Consider the following 16,856-nt stretch of genomic DNA (forward strand, 5'->3'; position numbering starts at 1 on the left):
CGCGCATGCGGCCGGCGCCGCTCACACCTCGGGGTCGACGAACATCTCCGGATGGCGCTTGCGCTTGCGCCGGTCGAACAGCATCGACAGGAGCCCCGCGAGCACGTACAGGACGATGAGGATGCCCGCGAGCAGGAGCATGGACGTGATGTCGGCCGCGGGCGTCGAGATCGCGGCGAACGCGGTCGCCACGACCACCGCCACCCGCCATCCCTTGAGGATGGCCTTGCCCGTGATGATGCCCGCGAGATTGAGCGCCACGAGGAACACGGGGCTCACGAACGCGACGCCCAGGACGAGCAGGAGCTTGAAGACGAAGTCGTAGTAGTAGTCGTACTTGTAGAACTGCGCACCCGCCTCGGGCACGAACGACGCCATCAGCTCGATGATGTGGGGCATGATGACGAGGCCCACGTAGCAGCCCGCGAAGAAGAGCGGAATCGCCGTGGCCATGAAGCCGACCGTGTAGCGGACCTCCTTGCGCGTGAGGCCCGGCATGATGAACGCCCAGATCTGCCACAGCCAGACCGGCGCCGACATGAGCAGACCGAGCGCGAACGCGATGCGCATGCGCATGTCGAACCCCGCCGTGACGGAGTCGAAGTTCAGCTGCGCGAAGTCGTCTCCCCGCCTCTCGGCGACCAGCGCGATCGGCTGCGTGAGGAGGTGGATGACGGGATCGGTGATGAGGAAGGCCACCACCATGCCGACGACGAGCGCGGCGGCCGCGATCATGAGCCGCTTGCGCAGCTCGAGCAGATGCGCCGCGAGGGTCATCTTGCGGTCGCGGTACGGCCCGTCCTCCGGCATGGCGACCTCCGTGTCGGTCGTCGCCATGCGCGGCTAGCTCTGCGGCGTGGTGCCGGCGGAGCCATCCGCCTTCGGCCGCTCGACGGTCTCGCCGTTCAGCGTGTACCCCGGCTCGGCGGCCTTCTTCGTGTCGTCCTCCCCGCTCTCCTCCTTCATCTGCTTCATCTCGCCCTTGAAGACGCGCGCCGACTGGCCGACGCTCTTGGCGAGGGCAGGGAGACGTGCCGCGCCGAAGAGGAGGAGGATGACGGCCAGCAGGATGAGCAGGTGCCAGCCGTTGAGATTGCCGAGCATGAGGGGTCTCCATCGATCGGAAGTCTGGGTTCGAGGCGATTCTAGCCCGTCGACCCGACGCGCCGAGGTCGGCCCGGCGATCGGAAACTGTTTTCCTCGAGGACGCTCAGCCGACTCCGTACAGCGCGAGCCCCGCGCGGGCCCACTCGGCCGCCGCGCGGCGCGCCTGCGGCGGCGACACGATCTCGAGCCGCCCGCCGAGCCGGGCGGCGAGTCGGCGCAGCGTCTGCGCGTCGGCGATGCGGATGCGGGCGGTCGCGGTGCCGCCCTCCTCGGACACCTCGGCGTGCCTGAGGTAGTCGCCGAGGAGCGCAGCGGCATCCGCGGGGTACCGCACGACCGCGATCTGATCGCCGTCGACCTGCCCGAAGCCCGCCTCCCCTGCGTGCTCGTCGCGATGCTCGATCGGGATGTCGGTCAGGCGCGCCTCGCTCACCCGGTCGAGATGGAACGTCCGCACCGCGCGCCGCAGGTGGCACCATCCCTGGAGGTACCACTGCCCGTTCGTGATGAGGACGCTCATGGGGTCGACGGTGCGCGTCGTCGGCCCGGCGTCGGGTGCGCGGTAGGTGAACGACAGCGCGACCCGCGCCGTGAGCGCGTTCGAGACGAGCGATCGCACCTCGTCGACCGGCTCGGGCGCGACGACGAGCTCGGCGGGCGCTCCTGACGCACCGCGCGCGAGCTTCTCGACGAGGCGGGCGTACACCTCGGTGTCGGCGACCCCGGGGATGCCGCGAGCGAGCTGCAGACCCGCGAGCAGCGCGGCGGCCTCGCGCGCGGTGAGCCGCGGCGCGCGGTCGAGCGCGACCTTCTCCTTGATGAGGATGACGTCGTGCTCCTCGAGGAGGTCCCAGTCGATGTCGAACATCTCGTTCGGCATCTGGTACCAGCCGTCCTCGCCGGGGAGTCCGATGAGCGGCAGGCGCCGCACGAGCCGGCGCATCTGCGCCGGCGTCACGTCGAACTCGGCCGCCGCGTCGTCGACGGACACCTCGCCGCGCTCGAACAGGAACGGCACGAGCGTCAGGAGGATGCGGACCTGGTCGCTCGCGAGGAGGTTCGGTCGCTGGACGGTCATCGTGCCTCCCCCTCGTGCAGCGCGGCGACCGCGCGCAGGCGCTCGATGACGGCCTCGCGCAGGTCCGCGGGCTCCACGACGCGCACCTCGGGACCGTACGAGGCGAGCTCGTCGGCGAAGATGTGCCGGTCGACGTAGGGGACGCGGTAGCCCTGCACGGCGGGCGCCGCGCGGCGCAGCAGGCGGAGGGCGCCCTCGCTGCCCGGCGTGACCTCGACGAGGGCGCGCTGCCTCGCCGCGACCTCCTCGAGCCCGGACAGGGCGCGCTCGCCCGCTCCCTCGCGTGCGGATCGGTCGAAGGTCTCCGCCGTCGTCTCGACGTCGCCCGTGATGCGGCTGAGGAGGAACGTCCGGTCCGCGTCCGCGTCGAGGTCGCGGCCGTAGACGTGCCAGCGCCCCTCGTACTCGACGAGCGCGAGGGGCGCCAGCCGCCGACGGCGTGCGCGCTCCTCCCCCGGCTTGAGGTACGCGAACGTCACGACGCGGGATGCCTCGATGGCCGACTGGAGCGGCGCGAACGCGGGCTCGTGCGCCGTGAGCCGTGGCGCGAAGCCGAGGATCGGCTCATCCACGTCGATGCCGAGCGCGCGGATCTTCCGCAGCCCGGAGCGCGCCTCGGCCGACAGCGATCCCGAGCTCCACACCTCGCCGGCGAGGCTCAGCACGGCGAGCTCCGACGGCGAGAACGAGATGTCCTCGGGGAGGTGGTACTCCGACTTCGGGATGCGGTACCGGGCGTCGCGGAGGTCGTTCGGATCCGTGCTCGAGGGGATGGTCTCGAGGGGAACGCCGAGCGCGCGGAGGTCGTCCTTGTCGCGCTCGAACATCTTGTCGAGCGCGTCGGACCGCGCGCCGGCGCGCTGCCGGTACCCCGACACGCTGTCGAGGATCTGCTGCTTCGTGAGGCCGATCTCGGTCGCCACGAGGGCGACCACGAGATTCATCAGTCGCTCTTCCGCTGGGATCCGCTCGGCCACGAGAGCCATCCTAGGGATCCCCGCGGGGCGAGGGGCGCACCCGCTACGGGGTGGGCGCGTCCTGCACGCCGAGGATGTCCACGACGAACACGAGCGTCGCGCCGCCGGGGATCGTGCCCTGGCCCTCGTCGCCGTATCCGAGCTCCGGGGGCACGACGATCATGACCTGCGAGCCGATCGTCTGGCCCACGAGGCCCTTCGTGAAGCCCTCGATGACGCCGTCGAGCGGGAACGGGACGGGCGATCCGTTCTCCCACGACGAGTCGAAGACCGTCTTCTCGTCCCACAGGACGCCCGTGTAGTGCACGAGCGGCGTGTCGTCGGCGGTCAGCTTCTCGCCGTCGCCCTTGATGAGCGTCTGGACGACGAGCTCCTCGGGCGCGGGCGCGTCGGGGACGACGATGCCCGGGCGTCCGTCGGGATCGCGCACGACGCTCGGCAGGCCGAACCCGTCGTTGTACTGGAGCGTCCCCGAGGCGGCTGCCGGGTAGACCTTGCGCACGTCGACCACCGCGACGATCGAGCCCTCCTGCGGGAAGCCCGCCTGGGCGTACGTCTGCCGCGCCTCGGGGGCCACGTCGTCCTCGGCGAGCGCGGCGATCACGCGCGAGCCCTCGGTCGCGCATTCGAGCGCGTCCTCGAGGCCCGGGAACTGCGTGGTCCACTGCGACAGGGCGCCGACGCTCGAGAGGTCGCCCGAGTACGACGTGCCGATGATCATCTCGCCGGTCGTGCCGTCGTAGAGGGTCATGTCGAGCACGCCGGCCTGGTCCATCGTCGCGATGGCGGGGCCGTCGCCCACCTCGACGTCGGCATACGCCGTCTCGTCGACGTGGAACGGCGACCGCATGTCGACCTGCGGCGCCTCGTCGAGTGCTCCGTCGACCTGGACGAGGTCGGGAAGCGTCGGGTCGGCGCCCTCTGCACGGTCGCACGACGATGCGCCGGATCCTCCGACGGGGCTGCAGCCGGCCAGGGCGAGCGTGGTCAGGGCGGCGACGGAGAGGAGAGCGGGGGTCTTGCGCACGGGCATCAGTCTAAGCACCCTGCTCGCCCTCCCCCGACACCGCACCGGCCGCGAGGCGAGCGCCCTCCGCCGCGCGCTGCGCCTCGCGCACCCGCTTGCGGAGGTTCTTGTCGGTGATGTCGCGGTCCCCGACGGCGCCGGGGGTCCAGATCTCGAGGTCCTCGTCGGTGTAGCTCTTCTTCGACGCCCTGCGCTTCACCTCGGGGGGCACGACGCCCGGGGCGAGGCGGCGCGCCGTGATGAGGAAGCCCGTGTGCGCGACCATGCGGTGATCCGGTCGCACCGCGAGCCCGTCGACGTGCCATCCGCGCACCATCGTCTCGCTCGCCTCCGGCTCCGTGAAGCAGCCCAGCCCGCGCAGGAACTCGGCCACGCGCGACAGCTGCGTCGCGGTCGCGACGTAGCAGATGACGACGCCGCCGGGAGCGAGCGCGTCGGCGACCGGCTCGAGCACCTCCCACGGTGCGAGCATGTCGAGCACGACGCGGTCGACGCTGCCCGGCTCGACCGCGCCGGGGAGCGCCTCGGCGAGATCGCCCTCGACGACCGACCAGTGCGCAGGGCGCTCGCCGAAGAAGGTCTCGACGTTCGCCATCGCGACCTCGGCGAACTCCATGCGCCGTTCGAACGAGATGAGCCGTCCGGACGCTCCCACCGCACGCAGCAGCGACAGCGACAGCGCTCCCGAGCCGACGCCGGCCTCGACGACGACCGCGCCGGGGAAGATGTCGGCCTGCGCGACGATCGCCGCCGCGTCCTTGGGGTAGACGATCGCGGCGCCGCGCGGCATCGACATCACGAAGTCGCGGAGCAGGGGCCGCAGCGCGAGGTACTCGTGTCCGCTCGAGTTCTCCACGACCGAGCCGTCGGGCTGGCCGACGAGCTGCTCGTGCCGGAGCACGCCGTGATGGGTGTGGAGCTCGCCGCGTTCGCGGAGCGTGATGGTGTGCATCTTGCCCTTCGGGCCGGTGAGCTGCACACGGTCGCCGAAGCGGAAGGGGCCGCGAGGCGCGGTCATGGGTGTCCTCCGGGAGATGGGGGTCAGGAGCGGTGGGCGCTGTACAGCGCGGTGATGTCGGCGATGCCGCGGCCCTCGAGGGTCGGCCACAGCTCGTGTGCGCCGACGCCGTCGAGACCGACGAAGTGCGGCACTCCGAGCGACACGGCGCCCGACGAGACGGCGGCGCGCAGGCCGTTCGGCGAGTCCTCGATCGCGACCGTGTGGGCGATGTCGACGTCGAGCAGCTCGGCGGCGCGCAGGTACGGGTCGGGGTGCGGCTTCGGCATCGGCACGTCGTCTCCGCCGAGCACGAGGTCGAAGGCGTCGAACTCGAGCAGCTCGACGATCGCGGCTGCCATGCGGTGCATCGACATCGTGACGAGCGCGGTCTTCACGCCGGCCGCGCGCAGCTCGCGCAGGAGCTCCTGCGCGCCAGGGCGGAAGGGGACGCCGAGCTCGCCCATCTGGCGCAGCACGTCGTCGGTGAGGTGCTCGACGATCGCGTCGACCTCCATCCGCACGCCCGCTCCCTGCAGGACGCGCGCGGCGTCGTGCAGGCCGAGGCCCACGAGCTGCAGAGCCTGCTCGTGGTCCCACGTGCCGCCGAAGCTCTCCACGAGCGGCGTCTCCGCGGCCATCCAGTACGGCTCGGAGTCGATGAGGGTGCCATCCATGTCCCAGAGCACGGCGTGGGGCTGCTTCACTGTCACCGGTTCAGCCTACTGGGGCGGCATCCGGGACTAACCTGGACGGACACCCGCGCTGCGGGAGGAGGGAACCCGGTGCAGACACTCGGACGCAGGATCATCGTCGCCGCCTTCGACGGCTGGAACGACGCCGGAGAAGCCGCCACGGGAGCCGTGCGGCAGCTGCGCGAGGAGGCCGACCTCAGACCCGCGTTCTCGGTCGACCCCGAGCTCTACTTCGACTACCAGTACACGCGGCCGCAGATCGAGTCCGACGGGGAGGGCGGCCGCAGCCTCCGCTGGCCCGAGGCGACGCTGCACCGCCCCGAGCAGGGCACCGGCGACGTGTGGTTCTGGACGATCACGGGAAGCGAGCCGGCCCGCGCGTGGCGCTCGTTCGCGAGCGAGTTCGTCGACCGCGCGCTCACGGAGGGCATCACGGGCCTCGTGACGCTCGGATCGATGATGTCGGATGTGCCGCACACGCGGCCGATCTCGGTGTTCGCAAGCAGCGAGAACGCCGAGGTCCGGGCGCAGCTGGGCCTCGAGCGCTCGACGTACGAGGGGCCGGTCGGCATCCTGACCGTGCTCGGCGACGCCGCCGAGCGCGCGGGCATCCCGACGCTGTCGCTGTGGGCGAGCGTGCCGCACTACGTCGCGGGCGCGACGCCGTCGCCCAAGGCGACGCTCGCACTGCTCACGCGACTCGAGGAGCTCACGGGCGCGATCGTCCCCAAGGGGACCCTCGCGACCGACGCCGCCGCGTGGGAGGCCACGATCGACGCGGCGGCCGCGGACGACGAGGAGATGAGCGAGTACATCCGCCAGCTCGAGCAGACGCGCGACACCGTGGACTCGCCCGACGCATCGGGCGACGCGATCGCGAAGGCGTTCGAGCGGTACCTCCACCGCGACGACCCGCGCGACGGACGCGACGGCCGCCGCTGAGCGGAAGGGGCGCCGCACCTGGGCGCCCCTTCCCGATCAGTACGCGGTGAGGACGCCGGTCGCGAGCAGGGCGAACAGCACGAGGCCGAGGCCCACGCGGTACAGCACGAACGGCAGGAAGCTGCCGCGCTTGAGGTACCGCATGAGGTACGCGATGACGATCCAGCCCACGACGAACGCGATCACTGTCGCGACGAGCGTCTCGGCCATCCCGTAGCCCTGCTCGCCGGGCTCGGTGAGCGCGTGCATGAGCTCGTAGAGGCCGCTGCCGAAGACCGCGGGGACGGCGAGCAGGAAGGAGAACTCGGCCGCCGCCGTGCGGTTGTAGCCGAGCGCGCGAGCGGCGGTCGTCGTGGCCCCCGAACGCGACACGCCGGGGATGAGCGCGAGCGCCTGCGCGACGCCGAGCGTGAGCCCGTGCGGATAGGTGATGTGCGCCATGTCGCGCTCGCGACGCCCGTAGCGGTCGGCGAGACCGAGGATGATGCCGAAGACGATGAGGACGGTCGCGACGAGCCAGAGGTTGCGGAAGACGTCGCGGATGACGTCCTGGAAGAGGAAGCCGAGCACGCCGATCGGGAGCGTGCCGATGATGACGAGCCATCCCATCCGCGCGTCCGGGTCGTTGCGCGGCACGCGTCCGGACAGAGACAGGGCCCACTGCTTCACGATGTGGACGATCTTCTTCCAGAAGTACACGAGCACCGCGAGCTCGGTGCCGATCTGGGTGATCGCGGTGAAGGTCGCTCCCGGGTCCGATGCAGACGGCAGGAACTCGCCGACGACGCGGATGTGCGCGCTCGAGGAGATCGGGAGGAACTCGGTCAGGCCCTGCACGAGCCCGAGGATGATGGCTTCGATGAACGACATGGGGTCTTTCTCTCGCGATGCCGCGGCGGAGCGCGCGACGTCACGACTTTAGGCGACGGCTGCTGATGATCGCGTCAGACTCCCGGATGACCGGGGAGCGCGGCTAGTACGTACGGATGAGGTCGGTCAGCACCCGCTGGCCGAACTCCAGGGCGTCGACCGGGACGCGCTCGTCGACCCCGTGGAACATCCCCGTGAAGTCGAGGTCGCGCGGCAGCCGCAGCGGGGCGAAGCCGTAGCCGGCGATGCCGATCGTCGAGAGCGCCTTGTTGTCCGTGCCCGCGCCGAGCAGGTACGGCAGCACGGGGACGCCGGGATCGTGCCGCCCGAGGGCGCCGACCATGGCCTCGACGAGCGGGCCCTCGAACGGGATCTCCATGCCGATGTCGCGCAGGAACATCCGGATCTCGATGTCGGGGCCGACGATGCGCTGGACCTCCGCGAGGACGGCGTCCTCCGATCCGGGGAGGACGCGGATGTCCACGGTCGCGGAGGCCGCGTCGGGGATCACGTTGTGCTTGTACCCGGCGGTGAGCCCCGTGGGGTTGGCGACCGTGCGGAACGTCGACTTCACGAAGGCCTCGGCCGGGCCCGTGTGCGCAGCGAGCGCGTCGGGGTCGCGCGTGGGGTCGCCCGTGATCTCCCCGATCCCCTCGAGCAGGCGGCGGGTCGTCTCGGTGAGCTCGACCGGCCAGGTGCGCGCACCAAGGGCCGCGACGGCCTCGGCGAGCCGCGTGACGGCGTTCTCGGGGTGGAACCTGCTGCCGTGCCCCGCGCGTCCGCGGGCGACCAGCGTGACCCACATGAGGGCCTTCTCGCCGACCTGCAGGAGATAGGCGCTGCGGTCGCCCACGGGGATCGAGTACCCGCCGACCTCGCTGATCGCCTCCGTGGCGCCGTCGAACCACTCGGGGCGGTCGCGCACGACGAGCTGGGACCCCTCGACGCCGCCGTTCTCCTCGTCGGCGAAGAACGCGAGCACGAGGTCGCGCTCGGGCTGCTCCCCCGCGCGCAGCAGCTCGGCGACCGACGTGAGGATCATCGCGTCCATGTTCTTCATGTCGACCGCGCCGCGACCCCAGAGCATGCCGTCGCGGATCTCGCCCGCGAACGGATCGACCGACCAGTCGTCGGCCATCGCCGGCACGACGTCGAGGTGCCCGTGCAGCACGAGCGCCGGCTTGTCGGGATTGCGCCCCCGCACGCGCGCGCAGACGTTCGTGCGGCGCGGGATCGGCTCGTGGTACGCGGTCTCGAGGCCGAGGCCTTCGAGGTAGGTGCCCACGTACTCGGCCGCCTCGCGCTCGCCCCTCGCGTCGCCGCCGCCGAAGTTCGTCGTGTCGATCCGGATGAGATCGGCGGCGATGCGGGCGACTTCGGGGATCTCGGCTTCGGGCATGCGCTCCACGCTACCCGGAAACGGCGAAGGCCCCGGTCTCTCGACCGGGGCCTTCCGCTGTGCGCGAGGGGGGACTTGAACCCCCACGCCCTAATACGGGCACTAGCACCTCAAGCTAGCGCGTCTACCTATTCCGCCACCCGCGCATTGGGTGTGATCCGTTCTCCGGAGCTTCTCACTCCGTTTCCCGAACCGAGAGACAACATTACCACCCCTCCGGGACCCCGACGAACCGGGGCGCACCCCGGGCGCGTCACCCGAGCGACACGCCGAACAGGAGACCGAGCAGATACGTCACGGCGGCCGCCCCGAAGCCGATGCCGAGCTGCCGCAGGCCGCGCCGAAGCGGCGATCCCCCGGACAGGAGGCCGACCGTCGCACCGGTCAGCATGAGCGCGATCCCGACGAGGACGAGGGCGAGCAGCACCGCGGGCAGTCCACCGAGCCCGAGCAGCCACGGCAGGACCGGGATGATCGCACCCGACGCGAAGAAGAGGAAGCTCGAGAGCGCGGCGCGCCACGCCCCGCCGACGACCTCGTGGGCGTCGCCGTGCCGCGCGCGAGCGGGCATGCTGCCGCGCTTCGCATCCTCGATGACGGTGCGCGCGCGCTCAAGCGCCTCCTGCTCGCCGAGGCCGCGCGCCCGGTAGACGAGCGCGAGCTCGTTCGCCTCGAGGTCGAGATCGGGCAGACCCCCGTCGGCGTAGCCGCTCGGCTCCGTCGACTCGAGCAGCTCGCGCTGCGAGCGGACCGACACGAACTCCCCGGCGCCCATGGAGAGCGCCCCCGCGAGGAGTCCCGCGATGCCGCTCAGCAGCACGAACTCGGGGGCGACCCCGGCCGCTCCGATCCCGAGGACCAGGGCGAAGTTGCTGACGAGCCCGTCGTTGGCGCCGAAGACGGCCGCGCGGAACGTGCCGGACAGCCGACGGCGCCCCTTCGCGGCGAGGCCGCGCACGACCTCGTGGTGGATCTTCTCGTCGGCGCGCATCGCCGCGGTCGCCGACGGCTCGCTGTCGTAGGGCGAGCGCGCCTCGGCGTTCTGCGCGAGAGCGAGCACGAACACCGAGCCGAAGCGCCCGGCCATCCACCCGAGCAGGCGCGTGCGCACGCTCGCGGACGGCAGCTTCGACGGCTCGCCGCCCAGCAGCTCGACCCAGTGCGCCTCATGGCGCCCCTCGGCCTCCGCGAGGGCGAGGAGGATCTCCCTCTCCTCGCCCGAGCGCCGCCGCGCGAGCTGCTCGTAGACGGCGGCCTCCGCGCGCTCGTCGACGAGGTACTGCGCCCACCTGCGGCGGTCGGCTGGGGTCGGGGCGAGCGGATGGTCGGAGGGCGCGGCCAACGTCGGGCTCCTTCGTGGAGAGGTGAGGGGGGATGCCTCCACGCTAGTTCGCGGCCCGCCGCGTCACCGCGTCAGGACGCGGATTGACAGCATTTCGGAGCGCCGAACGAGCCTCAGCTGTGCACGCGCCGGCGAAGCGTGTCGATGCGCTTCTGCAGCTGCGCGACGGTCGCCTGTGCGACGGCCGGACCGCCGCACGTCTTCCGGAGCCAGGCGTGGATCGCGCCATGCGGCTCGCCCGACTGGCGCGCGTAGACGCCCACGAGGCTGTTCAGCAGCTGGCGCTGCTCCTTGAGGGTGCGGTGCAGCGGAGCGGGGAGGGTCGTCTCCTCCCCCGTCGACTGCGTGCGCGCCTCGCGCGCCTCCCGGTGCTTCGACTGGCGGCTCTGCCGCTGCATGAGCAGCTCGTGCACGTGCTCGGGCTCGAGCAGGCCTGGCAGCCCGATGAACTCGAGCTCCTCGTCGGTTCCCGGTTCCGCGAGCTGTCCGAACTGCTGCCCCTCGAACACGACGCTGTCGAAGTGCGCGACGGAGCCGAGCGACTGGAACTCGAACTCCTGCGTGAGCGCGTCGGACGCCTTGTCGCCGCGCTCCGCCGCCTCGAGCAGCGCGTCGTCGAGCCCGTCCTCGTCCTTCTCGCCGCGGTCGAGGACGTGGTCGCGCTGCCGCTCCATCTCGGTCGCGAGGGCCATGAGCACGGGGATGTTCGGCAGGAAGACGCTCGCGGCCTCTCCCCTGCGGCGAGCGCGCACGAAGCGCCCGATCGCCTGCGCGAAGAACAGCGGGGTCGACGACGACGTCGCGTAGACCCCGACCGCGAGCCGCGGCACGTCGACGCCCTCCGACACCATCCGCACCGCGACCATCCAGCGCGTGGTGTTCGCGGAGAACTGCTCGATGCGGCTCGATGCCTCGGCCTCGTCGGAGAGCACGACCGTCGGGCGCTGGCCCGTGATCTCGTGCAGGATCTTCGCGTACGCGCGGGCGTTCGTCTGGTCGGTGGCGATGACGAGGCCGCCCGCATCGGGCACGTGGTGCCGGATCTCGGTGAGCCGCTTGTCCGCGGAGCGCAGGACAGCGGGCATCCAGTCGCCGTTCGGATCGAGCGCCGTCCGCCACGCCTGCGACGTGATGTCCTTCGTGTTGTCCTGGCCCAGGTGCGCCTCGAGCTCGTCTCCGGCCTTCGTGCGCCAGGTCATGTGGCCCGAGTAGACATGGAAGAGTACGGGGCGCACGACGCCGTCGGCGAGCGCGCGGCCGTATCCGTAGCTGTAGTCGGTGATCGAGGTGCGCAGGCCCTGTGCGTCGGGCGCGTACTCGACGAACGGGATCGGCGCCTCGTCGCTGCGGAACGGCGTTCCGCTGAGGGAGAGGCGCCGGACCGCGGGCGTGTACGCCTCGCGGATGCCGTCGCCCCAGCTGAGGGCGTCACCGCCGTGATGCACCTCGTCGAGGATGACGAGCGTGCGCGCGCTCTTCGTGAGCTCGCGATGCACCTCGGGCTTCATCGCGACCTGCGCATAGGTCACGACGACCCCGTGATAGTGGCGCGCGGGCTGCCAGTGGCTGTTCTTGAACTCGGGATCGAGGCGGATGCTCACGCGCGCCGCGGCGTCGGCCCACTGCGTCTTGAGGTGCTCGGTCGGGCACACGACGATGATCCGATCGACCTCGCCGCGATGGCGCAGCTCGTTCGCGAGGGTCAGCGCGAAGGTCGTCTTGCCGGCGCCGGGGGTGGCGGCGACGAGGAAGTCACGGCGGTCGGGCTGCGCGAAGTAGATGTCGAGCGCCTCCTGCTGCCACGCGCGCAGCTTGCCCGCCGTCCCCCAGGGAGCTCTCTGCGGATAGGACGGACTCAGCACGGGGATCAACCCTAGACGGTGCCGCGGACACGATCTCCAGCGTTCGTCGAGACTAGCCCCGGGCGCCGAAACCGGTGCGGGGTGCGCTGGTCTCGACGACCGGGACTAGTCTCGATAGGCGCGGACGAGGCACGGAGGCGAGGGACCATGGCGACGGGCGACGAGACGCGGATGGCGGCGGCCGACAACGAGGGAGTCCACCCCTGGCGGCGCTATGTCGCTCTCGGCGACTCGTTCACCGAGGGGATCGGCGACCCGGATCCTGCGGCGCCGGGCGGCCATCGCGGATGGGCGGATCGCGTCGCCGAGGTGCTCGCGACGCAGGTCGACGACTTCGCCTACGCCAACCTCGCCGTGCGCGGGCGCCTCATCGGCCAGATCGTCGACGAGCAGGTCGAGCCGGCGATCGCGCTGCGCCCCGACCTCGTGACGTTCTGCGCGGGCGGCAACGACGTCATCCGCCCCGGCACCGATCCCGACGCGATCGCCGCCCAGTTCGAGGCAGCCGTCGAGCGCCTGGGCTCTCAGGGCGCGACGATCGTCGTCTTCACCGGGATCGACGTCGCGTGGACGCCGGTCTTCCGCCCGTTCCGCGGCAAGATCGCGATCTACAACGAGAACATCCGGGCGATCGCCGACCGCCACGACTGCGTCGTCGCCGACCAGTGGGCGCTCAAGGAGATCCAGGATCCGCGCTTCTTCGCGGCCGACCGGCTGCACATGAACCCGCTCGGGCACCACGAGGTCGCCCGCATGGTGCTGCGCGCGCTCAACGTCCCGAACGATCTGCAGCCGCTCCAGCCCGACCCGCGGCCCGCGACCTCCTGGCGGGCTGCGCGGCAGAACGATCTCGTATGGGCCCGCAGCCACCTCGTCCCGTGGGTGCTGCGGCGGCTCCGCCATCAGTCCTCGGGAGACTTCGTCTCGGCGAAGCGCCCGCAGCCCGGCCCGGTCTCGATCGCGGAGGACTGACCGTCAGCCGGCGGGCGGGTGCTGCAGCGCCCACAGCGCCACCGCAGCCGCCGACGCGACGTTGAGCGAGTCGACGCCGCCCGCCATGGGGATCGTCACGACGGTGTCGGCCGCTGCGAGCGCGCGACGGCTGAGCCCGTCGCCCTCGGAGCCCATCGCGAACGCGACCCGCTCCGGGCGGCGGGCGGCGAAGGCATCGAGCGGCACCGCGTCGTCGGCGAGCGCCATGGCGGCCAGGTGGAAGCCCGACGCGGTGAGCAGCTCGCGCGCGCCCACGCCCTCCCGAGGCGCCCACTCCGGCAGCCGCGTCCAGGGCACCTGGAACACCGTTCCCATGCTCACCCGCACGCTGCGACGGTAGAGCGGGTCCGCGCACCGCGGCGTCACGAGCACGGCGTCCGCACCGAGACCTGCGGCCGCGCGGAAGGCGGCGCCGACGTTGGTGTGGTCGACGATGTCCTCGAGTACGAGCACTGTCCTCGCGTGAGCGAGCACCTCGGCGACCGCGGGCGGCTCAGGACGCTGCATGGCCGCGAGCATGCCCCGGTGCACCGCGAACCCCGTCACCTGCTCGGCGACCTCGTCGGGGACGACGTACACCGGGACATCCCGATCGCCCACGAGCCGTTCGACGTCCGGAAGCCACTTGCGCGCCGTGAGCACCGACCGCGGCGCGTGGCCCGCGGCGAGCGCACGGCCGAGCACCTTCGCGGACTCGGCCATGTAGAGGCCGCGCTCGGGCTCGCTGACGCGGCGCAGCGCCACGTCGGTGAGGTCGCGGTAGTCGGCGAGGCGCTCGTCGGCGGGGTCGTCGATCGGGTGCAGGATCATCCGTCCATCGTCCCATCCGGGCGCGGGATGAGCCGTCCGTAACCTCCGCGAAAGACAGCGCGCCTAGACTCGGCCACGAGGAGGCTCCATGGTTCTCACCGAGCGGATCGACGCGGGCGCGGCCGCCGGCGTCCGGCAGGCGATCGAGGTGCTCGCGGGGCGCCGCATCGCCGTGCTGACCGGTGCCGGCGTGTCGACGGACTCCGGCATCCCCGACTACCGCGGCGAGGGTGCGCCCCGCCGCACGCCGATGACGGCGCAGACGTTCCTCTCCGACGAGGCGGCGCGGCGGCGCTACTGGGTCGGATCGCACCTCGGCTGGAAGGCGTTCGCGGCCGCCGAGCCCAACGCGGGGCACGCCGCGATCGCCGCTCTCGAGCGCACGGGGGTCGCCACGGGCGTCGTCACCCAGAACGTCGACGGGCTCCACCTGCGCGCGGGATCGCGCAGGGTCGTCGAGCTGCACGGCACGATGCGCCGGGTTCTCTGCACGCACTGCGGGCAGGTGTTCGACCGCCGCGACGTCGGCGAGCGCCTCGAGCGGGAGAACCCCTGGATCACTGTGCCGGACCGCGTGCAGCTCGGGCCGGACGGCGATGTCCTCCCCGCGTCGTCGGAGGGCTTCGTCGTCCCGGACTGCACGGTGTGCGGAGGCGTCCTGAAGCCCGAGGTCGTGTTCTTCGGCGAGTTCATCCCCGCGGAGAAGTTCCGGGAGGCCGAGCAGCTCGTGGCCACGAGCGGGGCCCTGCTCGTGGCGGGCTCCTCGCTCGTCGTGAACTCGGGCATCCGGCTCGTCGAGCGCGCACGGCGTCGTCGGATCCCCGTCGTGATCGTCAACCGCGGGGAGACCCGCGCCGACCGGCGCGCGACGGTGAAGGTCGACGCGGGCACGAGCGAGGTGCTCGCCGCGCTGGCCGACGAGCTGCCGGCCCTTCGAGGATCCGGCGCTCTCTGAGGCGCGTGCCCCTAGGCTCGAGGGGTGACCGTCATCACCCTCGTCCGCCATGGGCAGACCGACTGGAACATGCTCGGCCGCGTGCAGGGCCGCACCGACATCCCGCTCAACGACACCGGACGCGCTCAGGCGCGCGAGGCCGCTGAGGCGCTGCGCCACGGCGGATACGCGGCGGTCGTGTCGAGCCCGCTGAGCCGCGCACGAGAGACCGCCGAGATCATCGCCGGCGTCCTGGGGGTGCCGGGGCCCGCCCTGTACGACGGGCTCGTCGAGCGCGACTACGCCTCGGCCGAGGGCATGACCTCGGAGGACCTCTGGAAGCTCCAGCGCCGCGCCATGGGTCCTGACGCCGAGAGCGACGAGGCGGTTGCGACCAGGGCCGTGGCCGCGCTGCGCGACGCCGCTGCGGCGCACGCGCATGTCGACGGACCGCTCATCGCGGTCGCGCACGGGTCGCTCATCCGGGTGCTCATCGCCCTCGCTTCGGACGGCGAGTTCCCCCGCCCCGGCGAGCGCGTCGAGAACGGGTCGCAGCACGCGTTCCGCCTGGACGACGAGGGCCTCTCGCTCCTGTCGTACTCCGCTGTCCCTGCCGACTGACGCACGCGTCTCTCCCACGGCAACCGAGACACGCCGATCTGGCGTCTCAGCTCACGGCGTCGATGAAGGCCTCGAGGCCCATCCCGTAGTCGATCCGCACGCGCGGGAGGGCGAGCTTGTCGGCGCCCGGACGGACGAACCCCGGCTCGATCGTCACCGCCATCTCGAAACCCGCGTCGGCGACGCCCTGCTTGCTCCGCTCGTCGTAATGGCCGAACGGGTAGGCGACCACCTCCGCCGCCCCGAGGATGTCCGCCGACGTGCGCAGATCCGCGGCGATCTCCTCGGGGGTCCAGTTGACCATCCGTCCGCGCCCGTCCGCACCCGGATCGTGCATGTCGTGCGTGTGCGAGCGCTGCAGCACGTACGGCGACGGCGTCGGCTCCGAACGCCACTTCGTGATGACGAACGACGTCGCGAGCACGCCGTGCTCGTCGAGCACGGGCACCGCGAGGTCGAACCAGGACGCGTGCGCGTCGTCGTCCGTGACGATGACCGAGCGCTCGGGCAGCCGCAGCCGCCCGTCGATGAACGCCGACAGCTCGCGCCAGCTCGGCAGGTAGTAGCCCTCGTCGGCGAGATAGGCCATGTGCTGCTCGAAGTCGCCCGCGTACGCCCAGTTGAGCCGGAGGGGGTCGTCGACGCCGGCGGGGTCGGCGGTGAACTGGTGGTACATGAGGATCGGCACCCCGACGTCGGCGGCTGCGGTCTCCTCGGGTGTCGTCCACGCGGCGTGCAGCGGGAGCCTGCGGTCCTCGTCGCATGAGACGACGTCGGCGATGTTCACGCGCTGCGCGACGTCGAGGGCCGCCGCCGCCTCGGCGTCGAGGTACCAGCCGGCGAACACCGCGCCCTCGCGCTCCGGCAGCGGCAGCTCGGCGACGTGCGCGCCCTCGGTGGCGAGAACGGGATCGAGCGCGATGCCCTCCCCCGCGAAGGTGACAGCGCACGCGGCAGGGTCGCCGGCCTCCTCGAGCAGCGCGGCGGCCGCATCGGGCGCTGCGGTCGGGCTCGACGGTGCCGATGCACCGGGGGCGGATGCACCGGGCTCGGATGGCGAGGACGAGGACGGCGCGGATGGCGCGCACGAGAGCACGAGGACCGCTGCCGCGGCGACGACGGGAAGCGCGAGGAGGCGGCGGCGGGAAGCTCTCATATCCCGGTCAGGATAGCCGCTCGCGCAGTCACGGCCGTGTCGGCCG

General features: G+C 71.9%; 17 protein-coding genes and 1 tRNA gene. 4 read left to right on the plus strand and 14 right to left on the minus strand.

The window, feature by feature from the left end; all coding sequences use genetic code 11:
- Positions 1 to 21: 21 nt before the first annotated feature.
- The 7 genes from tatC to M1D56_RS09580 form a co-directional block, all read right to left on the minus strand.
- Positions 22 to 837 (minus strand): twin-arginine translocase subunit TatC, encoded by an 816-nt coding sequence (tatC, locus tag M1D56_RS09550; protein WP_271172105.1) that lies wholly within the window; start codon positions 835 to 837, stop codon positions 22 to 24.
- 6 nt (positions 838 to 843) lie between these two features.
- Positions 844 to 1,104, minus strand: coding sequence for a Sec-independent protein translocase subunit TatA (gene tatA / locus M1D56_RS09555; protein ID WP_456283394.1), 261 nt, complete (start codon positions 1,102 to 1,104; stop codon positions 844 to 846).
- Between the two features lie 106 nt (positions 1,105 to 1,210).
- The gene (locus M1D56_RS09560; RefSeq protein WP_456283395.1) at positions 1,211 to 2,185 is read right to left on the minus strand and encodes a helix-turn-helix transcriptional regulator; all 975 of its coding nucleotides are present in this window, start codon (positions 2,183 to 2,185) and stop codon (positions 1,211 to 1,213) included.
- Positions 2,182 to 3,171, minus strand: coding sequence for a helix-turn-helix transcriptional regulator (locus M1D56_RS09565; protein WP_456283396.1), 990 nt, complete (start codon positions 3,169 to 3,171; stop codon positions 2,182 to 2,184). Before M1D56_RS09565 ends, M1D56_RS09560 begins: the two co-directional genes overlap by 4 nt.
- A gap of 34 nt (positions 3,172 to 3,205) precedes the next feature.
- On the minus strand, positions 3,206 to 4,189 hold the full coding sequence (locus M1D56_RS09570) for an FKBP-type peptidyl-prolyl cis-trans isomerase (RefSeq protein ID WP_324014556.1): 984 nt from the start codon (positions 4,187 to 4,189) through the stop codon (positions 3,206 to 3,208).
- A gap of 10 nt (positions 4,190 to 4,199) precedes the next feature.
- Positions 4,200 to 5,207, minus strand: a complete 1,008-nt coding sequence (locus M1D56_RS09575) for a tRNA (adenine-N1)-methyltransferase (RefSeq protein WP_456283397.1) — start codon at positions 5,205 to 5,207, stop codon at positions 4,200 to 4,202.
- Positions 5,208 to 5,230: 23 nt separating this feature from the next.
- The gene (locus tag M1D56_RS09580; protein WP_282977978.1) at positions 5,231 to 5,899 is read right to left on the minus strand and encodes an HAD family hydrolase; all 669 of its coding nucleotides are present in this window, start codon (positions 5,897 to 5,899) and stop codon (positions 5,231 to 5,233) included.
- A 72-nt stretch (positions 5,900 to 5,971) separates the two neighbouring features.
- Here M1D56_RS09580 and M1D56_RS09585 point away from each other — a divergent pair, with 72 nt between their 5' ends.
- Positions 5,972 to 6,823, plus strand: a complete 852-nt coding sequence (locus M1D56_RS09585; protein ID WP_271172111.1) for a PAC2 family protein — start codon at positions 5,972 to 5,974, stop codon at positions 6,821 to 6,823.
- A 36-nt stretch (positions 6,824 to 6,859) separates the two neighbouring features.
- Here M1D56_RS09585 and M1D56_RS09590 read toward each other — a convergent pair whose 3' ends face one another.
- The 5 genes from M1D56_RS09590 to M1D56_RS09610 form a co-directional block, all read right to left on the minus strand.
- Positions 6,860 to 7,693 carry an undecaprenyl-diphosphate phosphatase gene (locus M1D56_RS09590; protein WP_271172112.1) on the minus strand — a complete coding sequence of 278 codons (834 nt, stop codon included), beginning with the start codon at positions 7,691 to 7,693 and terminating at the stop codon, positions 6,860 to 6,862.
- A gap of 103 nt (positions 7,694 to 7,796) precedes the next feature.
- Positions 7,797 to 9,092 carry a M20/M25/M40 family metallo-hydrolase gene (locus M1D56_RS09595; protein WP_456283399.1) on the minus strand — a complete coding sequence of 432 codons (1,296 nt, stop codon included), beginning with the start codon at positions 9,090 to 9,092 and terminating at the stop codon, positions 7,797 to 7,799.
- A gap of 60 nt (positions 9,093 to 9,152) precedes the next feature.
- Positions 9,153 to 9,238 (minus strand) — tRNA-Leu (locus M1D56_RS09600).
- 107 nt (positions 9,239 to 9,345) lie between these two features.
- On the minus strand, positions 9,346 to 10,434 hold the full coding sequence (locus tag M1D56_RS09605; protein WP_456283401.1) for a VIT1/CCC1 transporter family protein: 1,089 nt from the start codon (positions 10,432 to 10,434) through the stop codon (positions 9,346 to 9,348).
- 113 nt (positions 10,435 to 10,547) lie between these two features.
- Positions 10,548 to 12,305, minus strand: a complete 1,758-nt coding sequence (locus tag M1D56_RS09610) for a DEAD/DEAH box helicase (protein WP_374727734.1) — start codon at positions 12,303 to 12,305, stop codon at positions 10,548 to 10,550.
- A 138-nt stretch (positions 12,306 to 12,443) separates the two neighbouring features.
- On the opposite strand from M1D56_RS09610, the gene M1D56_RS09615 reads away from it, so the two are divergent.
- On the plus strand, positions 12,444 to 13,268 hold the full coding sequence (locus M1D56_RS09615; protein ID WP_282977987.1) for an SGNH/GDSL hydrolase family protein: 825 nt from the start codon (positions 12,444 to 12,446) through the stop codon (positions 13,266 to 13,268).
- 3 nt (positions 13,269 to 13,271) lie between these two features.
- Here the strand turns inward: M1D56_RS09615 and M1D56_RS09620 are convergent, their stop codons facing one another.
- Positions 13,272 to 14,099: a TrmH family RNA methyltransferase gene (locus M1D56_RS09620; RefSeq protein WP_456283402.1), complete on the minus strand. Its 828-nt coding sequence runs from the start codon at positions 14,097 to 14,099 to the stop codon at positions 13,272 to 13,274.
- Positions 14,100 to 14,187: 88 nt separating this feature from the next.
- Here M1D56_RS09620 and M1D56_RS09625 point away from each other — a divergent pair, with 88 nt between their 5' ends.
- Entirely contained in the window at positions 14,188 to 15,054 is an 867-nt protein-coding gene (locus M1D56_RS09625; RefSeq protein ID WP_271172118.1) for a Sir2 family NAD-dependent protein deacetylase, read from the plus strand.
- Positions 15,055 to 15,078: 24 nt separating this feature from the next.
- A complete protein-coding gene (locus tag M1D56_RS09630) occupies positions 15,079 to 15,654 on the plus strand; it encodes a histidine phosphatase family protein (protein ID WP_324014535.1) in 576 nt (191 codons plus the stop codon).
- 46 nt (positions 15,655 to 15,700) lie between these two features.
- Here the strand turns inward: M1D56_RS09630 and M1D56_RS09635 are convergent, their stop codons facing one another.
- Positions 15,701 to 16,810 carry a polysaccharide deacetylase family protein gene (locus M1D56_RS09635; RefSeq protein ID WP_456283404.1) on the minus strand — a complete coding sequence of 370 codons (1,110 nt, stop codon included), beginning with the start codon at positions 16,808 to 16,810 and terminating at the stop codon, positions 15,701 to 15,703.
- Between the last annotated feature and the right edge of the window lie 46 nt (positions 16,811 to 16,856).

It is taken from the genome of Microbacterium sp. JZ101 (assembly GCF_053903175.1).

Bases quoted from the DNA above. Each gene is read 5' to 3' on its own strand.
- tatC (WP_271172105.1), bottom strand. From the start codon at position 837: ATGGCGACGACCGACACGGAGGTCGCCATGCCGGAGGACGGGCCGTAC.
- tatA (WP_456283394.1), bottom strand. From the start codon at position 1,104: ATGCTCGGCAATCTCAACGGCTGGCACCTGCTCATCCTGCTGGCCGTC.
- M1D56_RS09560 (WP_456283395.1), bottom strand. From the start codon at position 2,185: ATGACCGTCCAGCGACCGAACCTCCTCGCGAGCGACCAGGTCCGCATC.
- M1D56_RS09565 (WP_456283396.1), bottom strand. From the start codon at position 3,171: ATGGCTCTCGTGGCCGAGCGGATCCCAGCGGAAGAGCGACTGATGAAT.
- M1D56_RS09575 (WP_456283397.1), bottom strand. From the start codon at position 5,207: ATGACCGCGCCTCGCGGCCCCTTCCGCTTCGGCGACCGTGTGCAGCTC.
- M1D56_RS09590 (WP_271172112.1), bottom strand. From the start codon at position 7,693: ATGTCGTTCATCGAAGCCATCATCCTCGGGCTCGTGCAGGGCCTGACC.
- M1D56_RS09595 (WP_456283399.1), bottom strand. From the start codon at position 9,092: ATGCCCGAAGCCGAGATCCCCGAAGTCGCCCGCATCGCCGCCGATCTC.
- M1D56_RS09615 (WP_282977987.1), top strand. From the start codon at position 12,444: ATGGCGACGGGCGACGAGACGCGGATGGCGGCGGCCGACAACGAGGGA.
- M1D56_RS09620 (WP_456283402.1), bottom strand. From the start codon at position 14,099: ATGATCCTGCACCCGATCGACGACCCCGCCGACGAGCGCCTCGCCGAC.
- M1D56_RS09625 (WP_271172118.1), top strand. From the start codon at position 14,188: ATGGTTCTCACCGAGCGGATCGACGCGGGCGCGGCCGCCGGCGTCCGG.
- M1D56_RS09635 (WP_456283404.1), bottom strand. From the start codon at position 16,810: ATGAGAGCTTCCCGCCGCCGCCTCCTCGCGCTTCCCGTCGTCGCCGCG.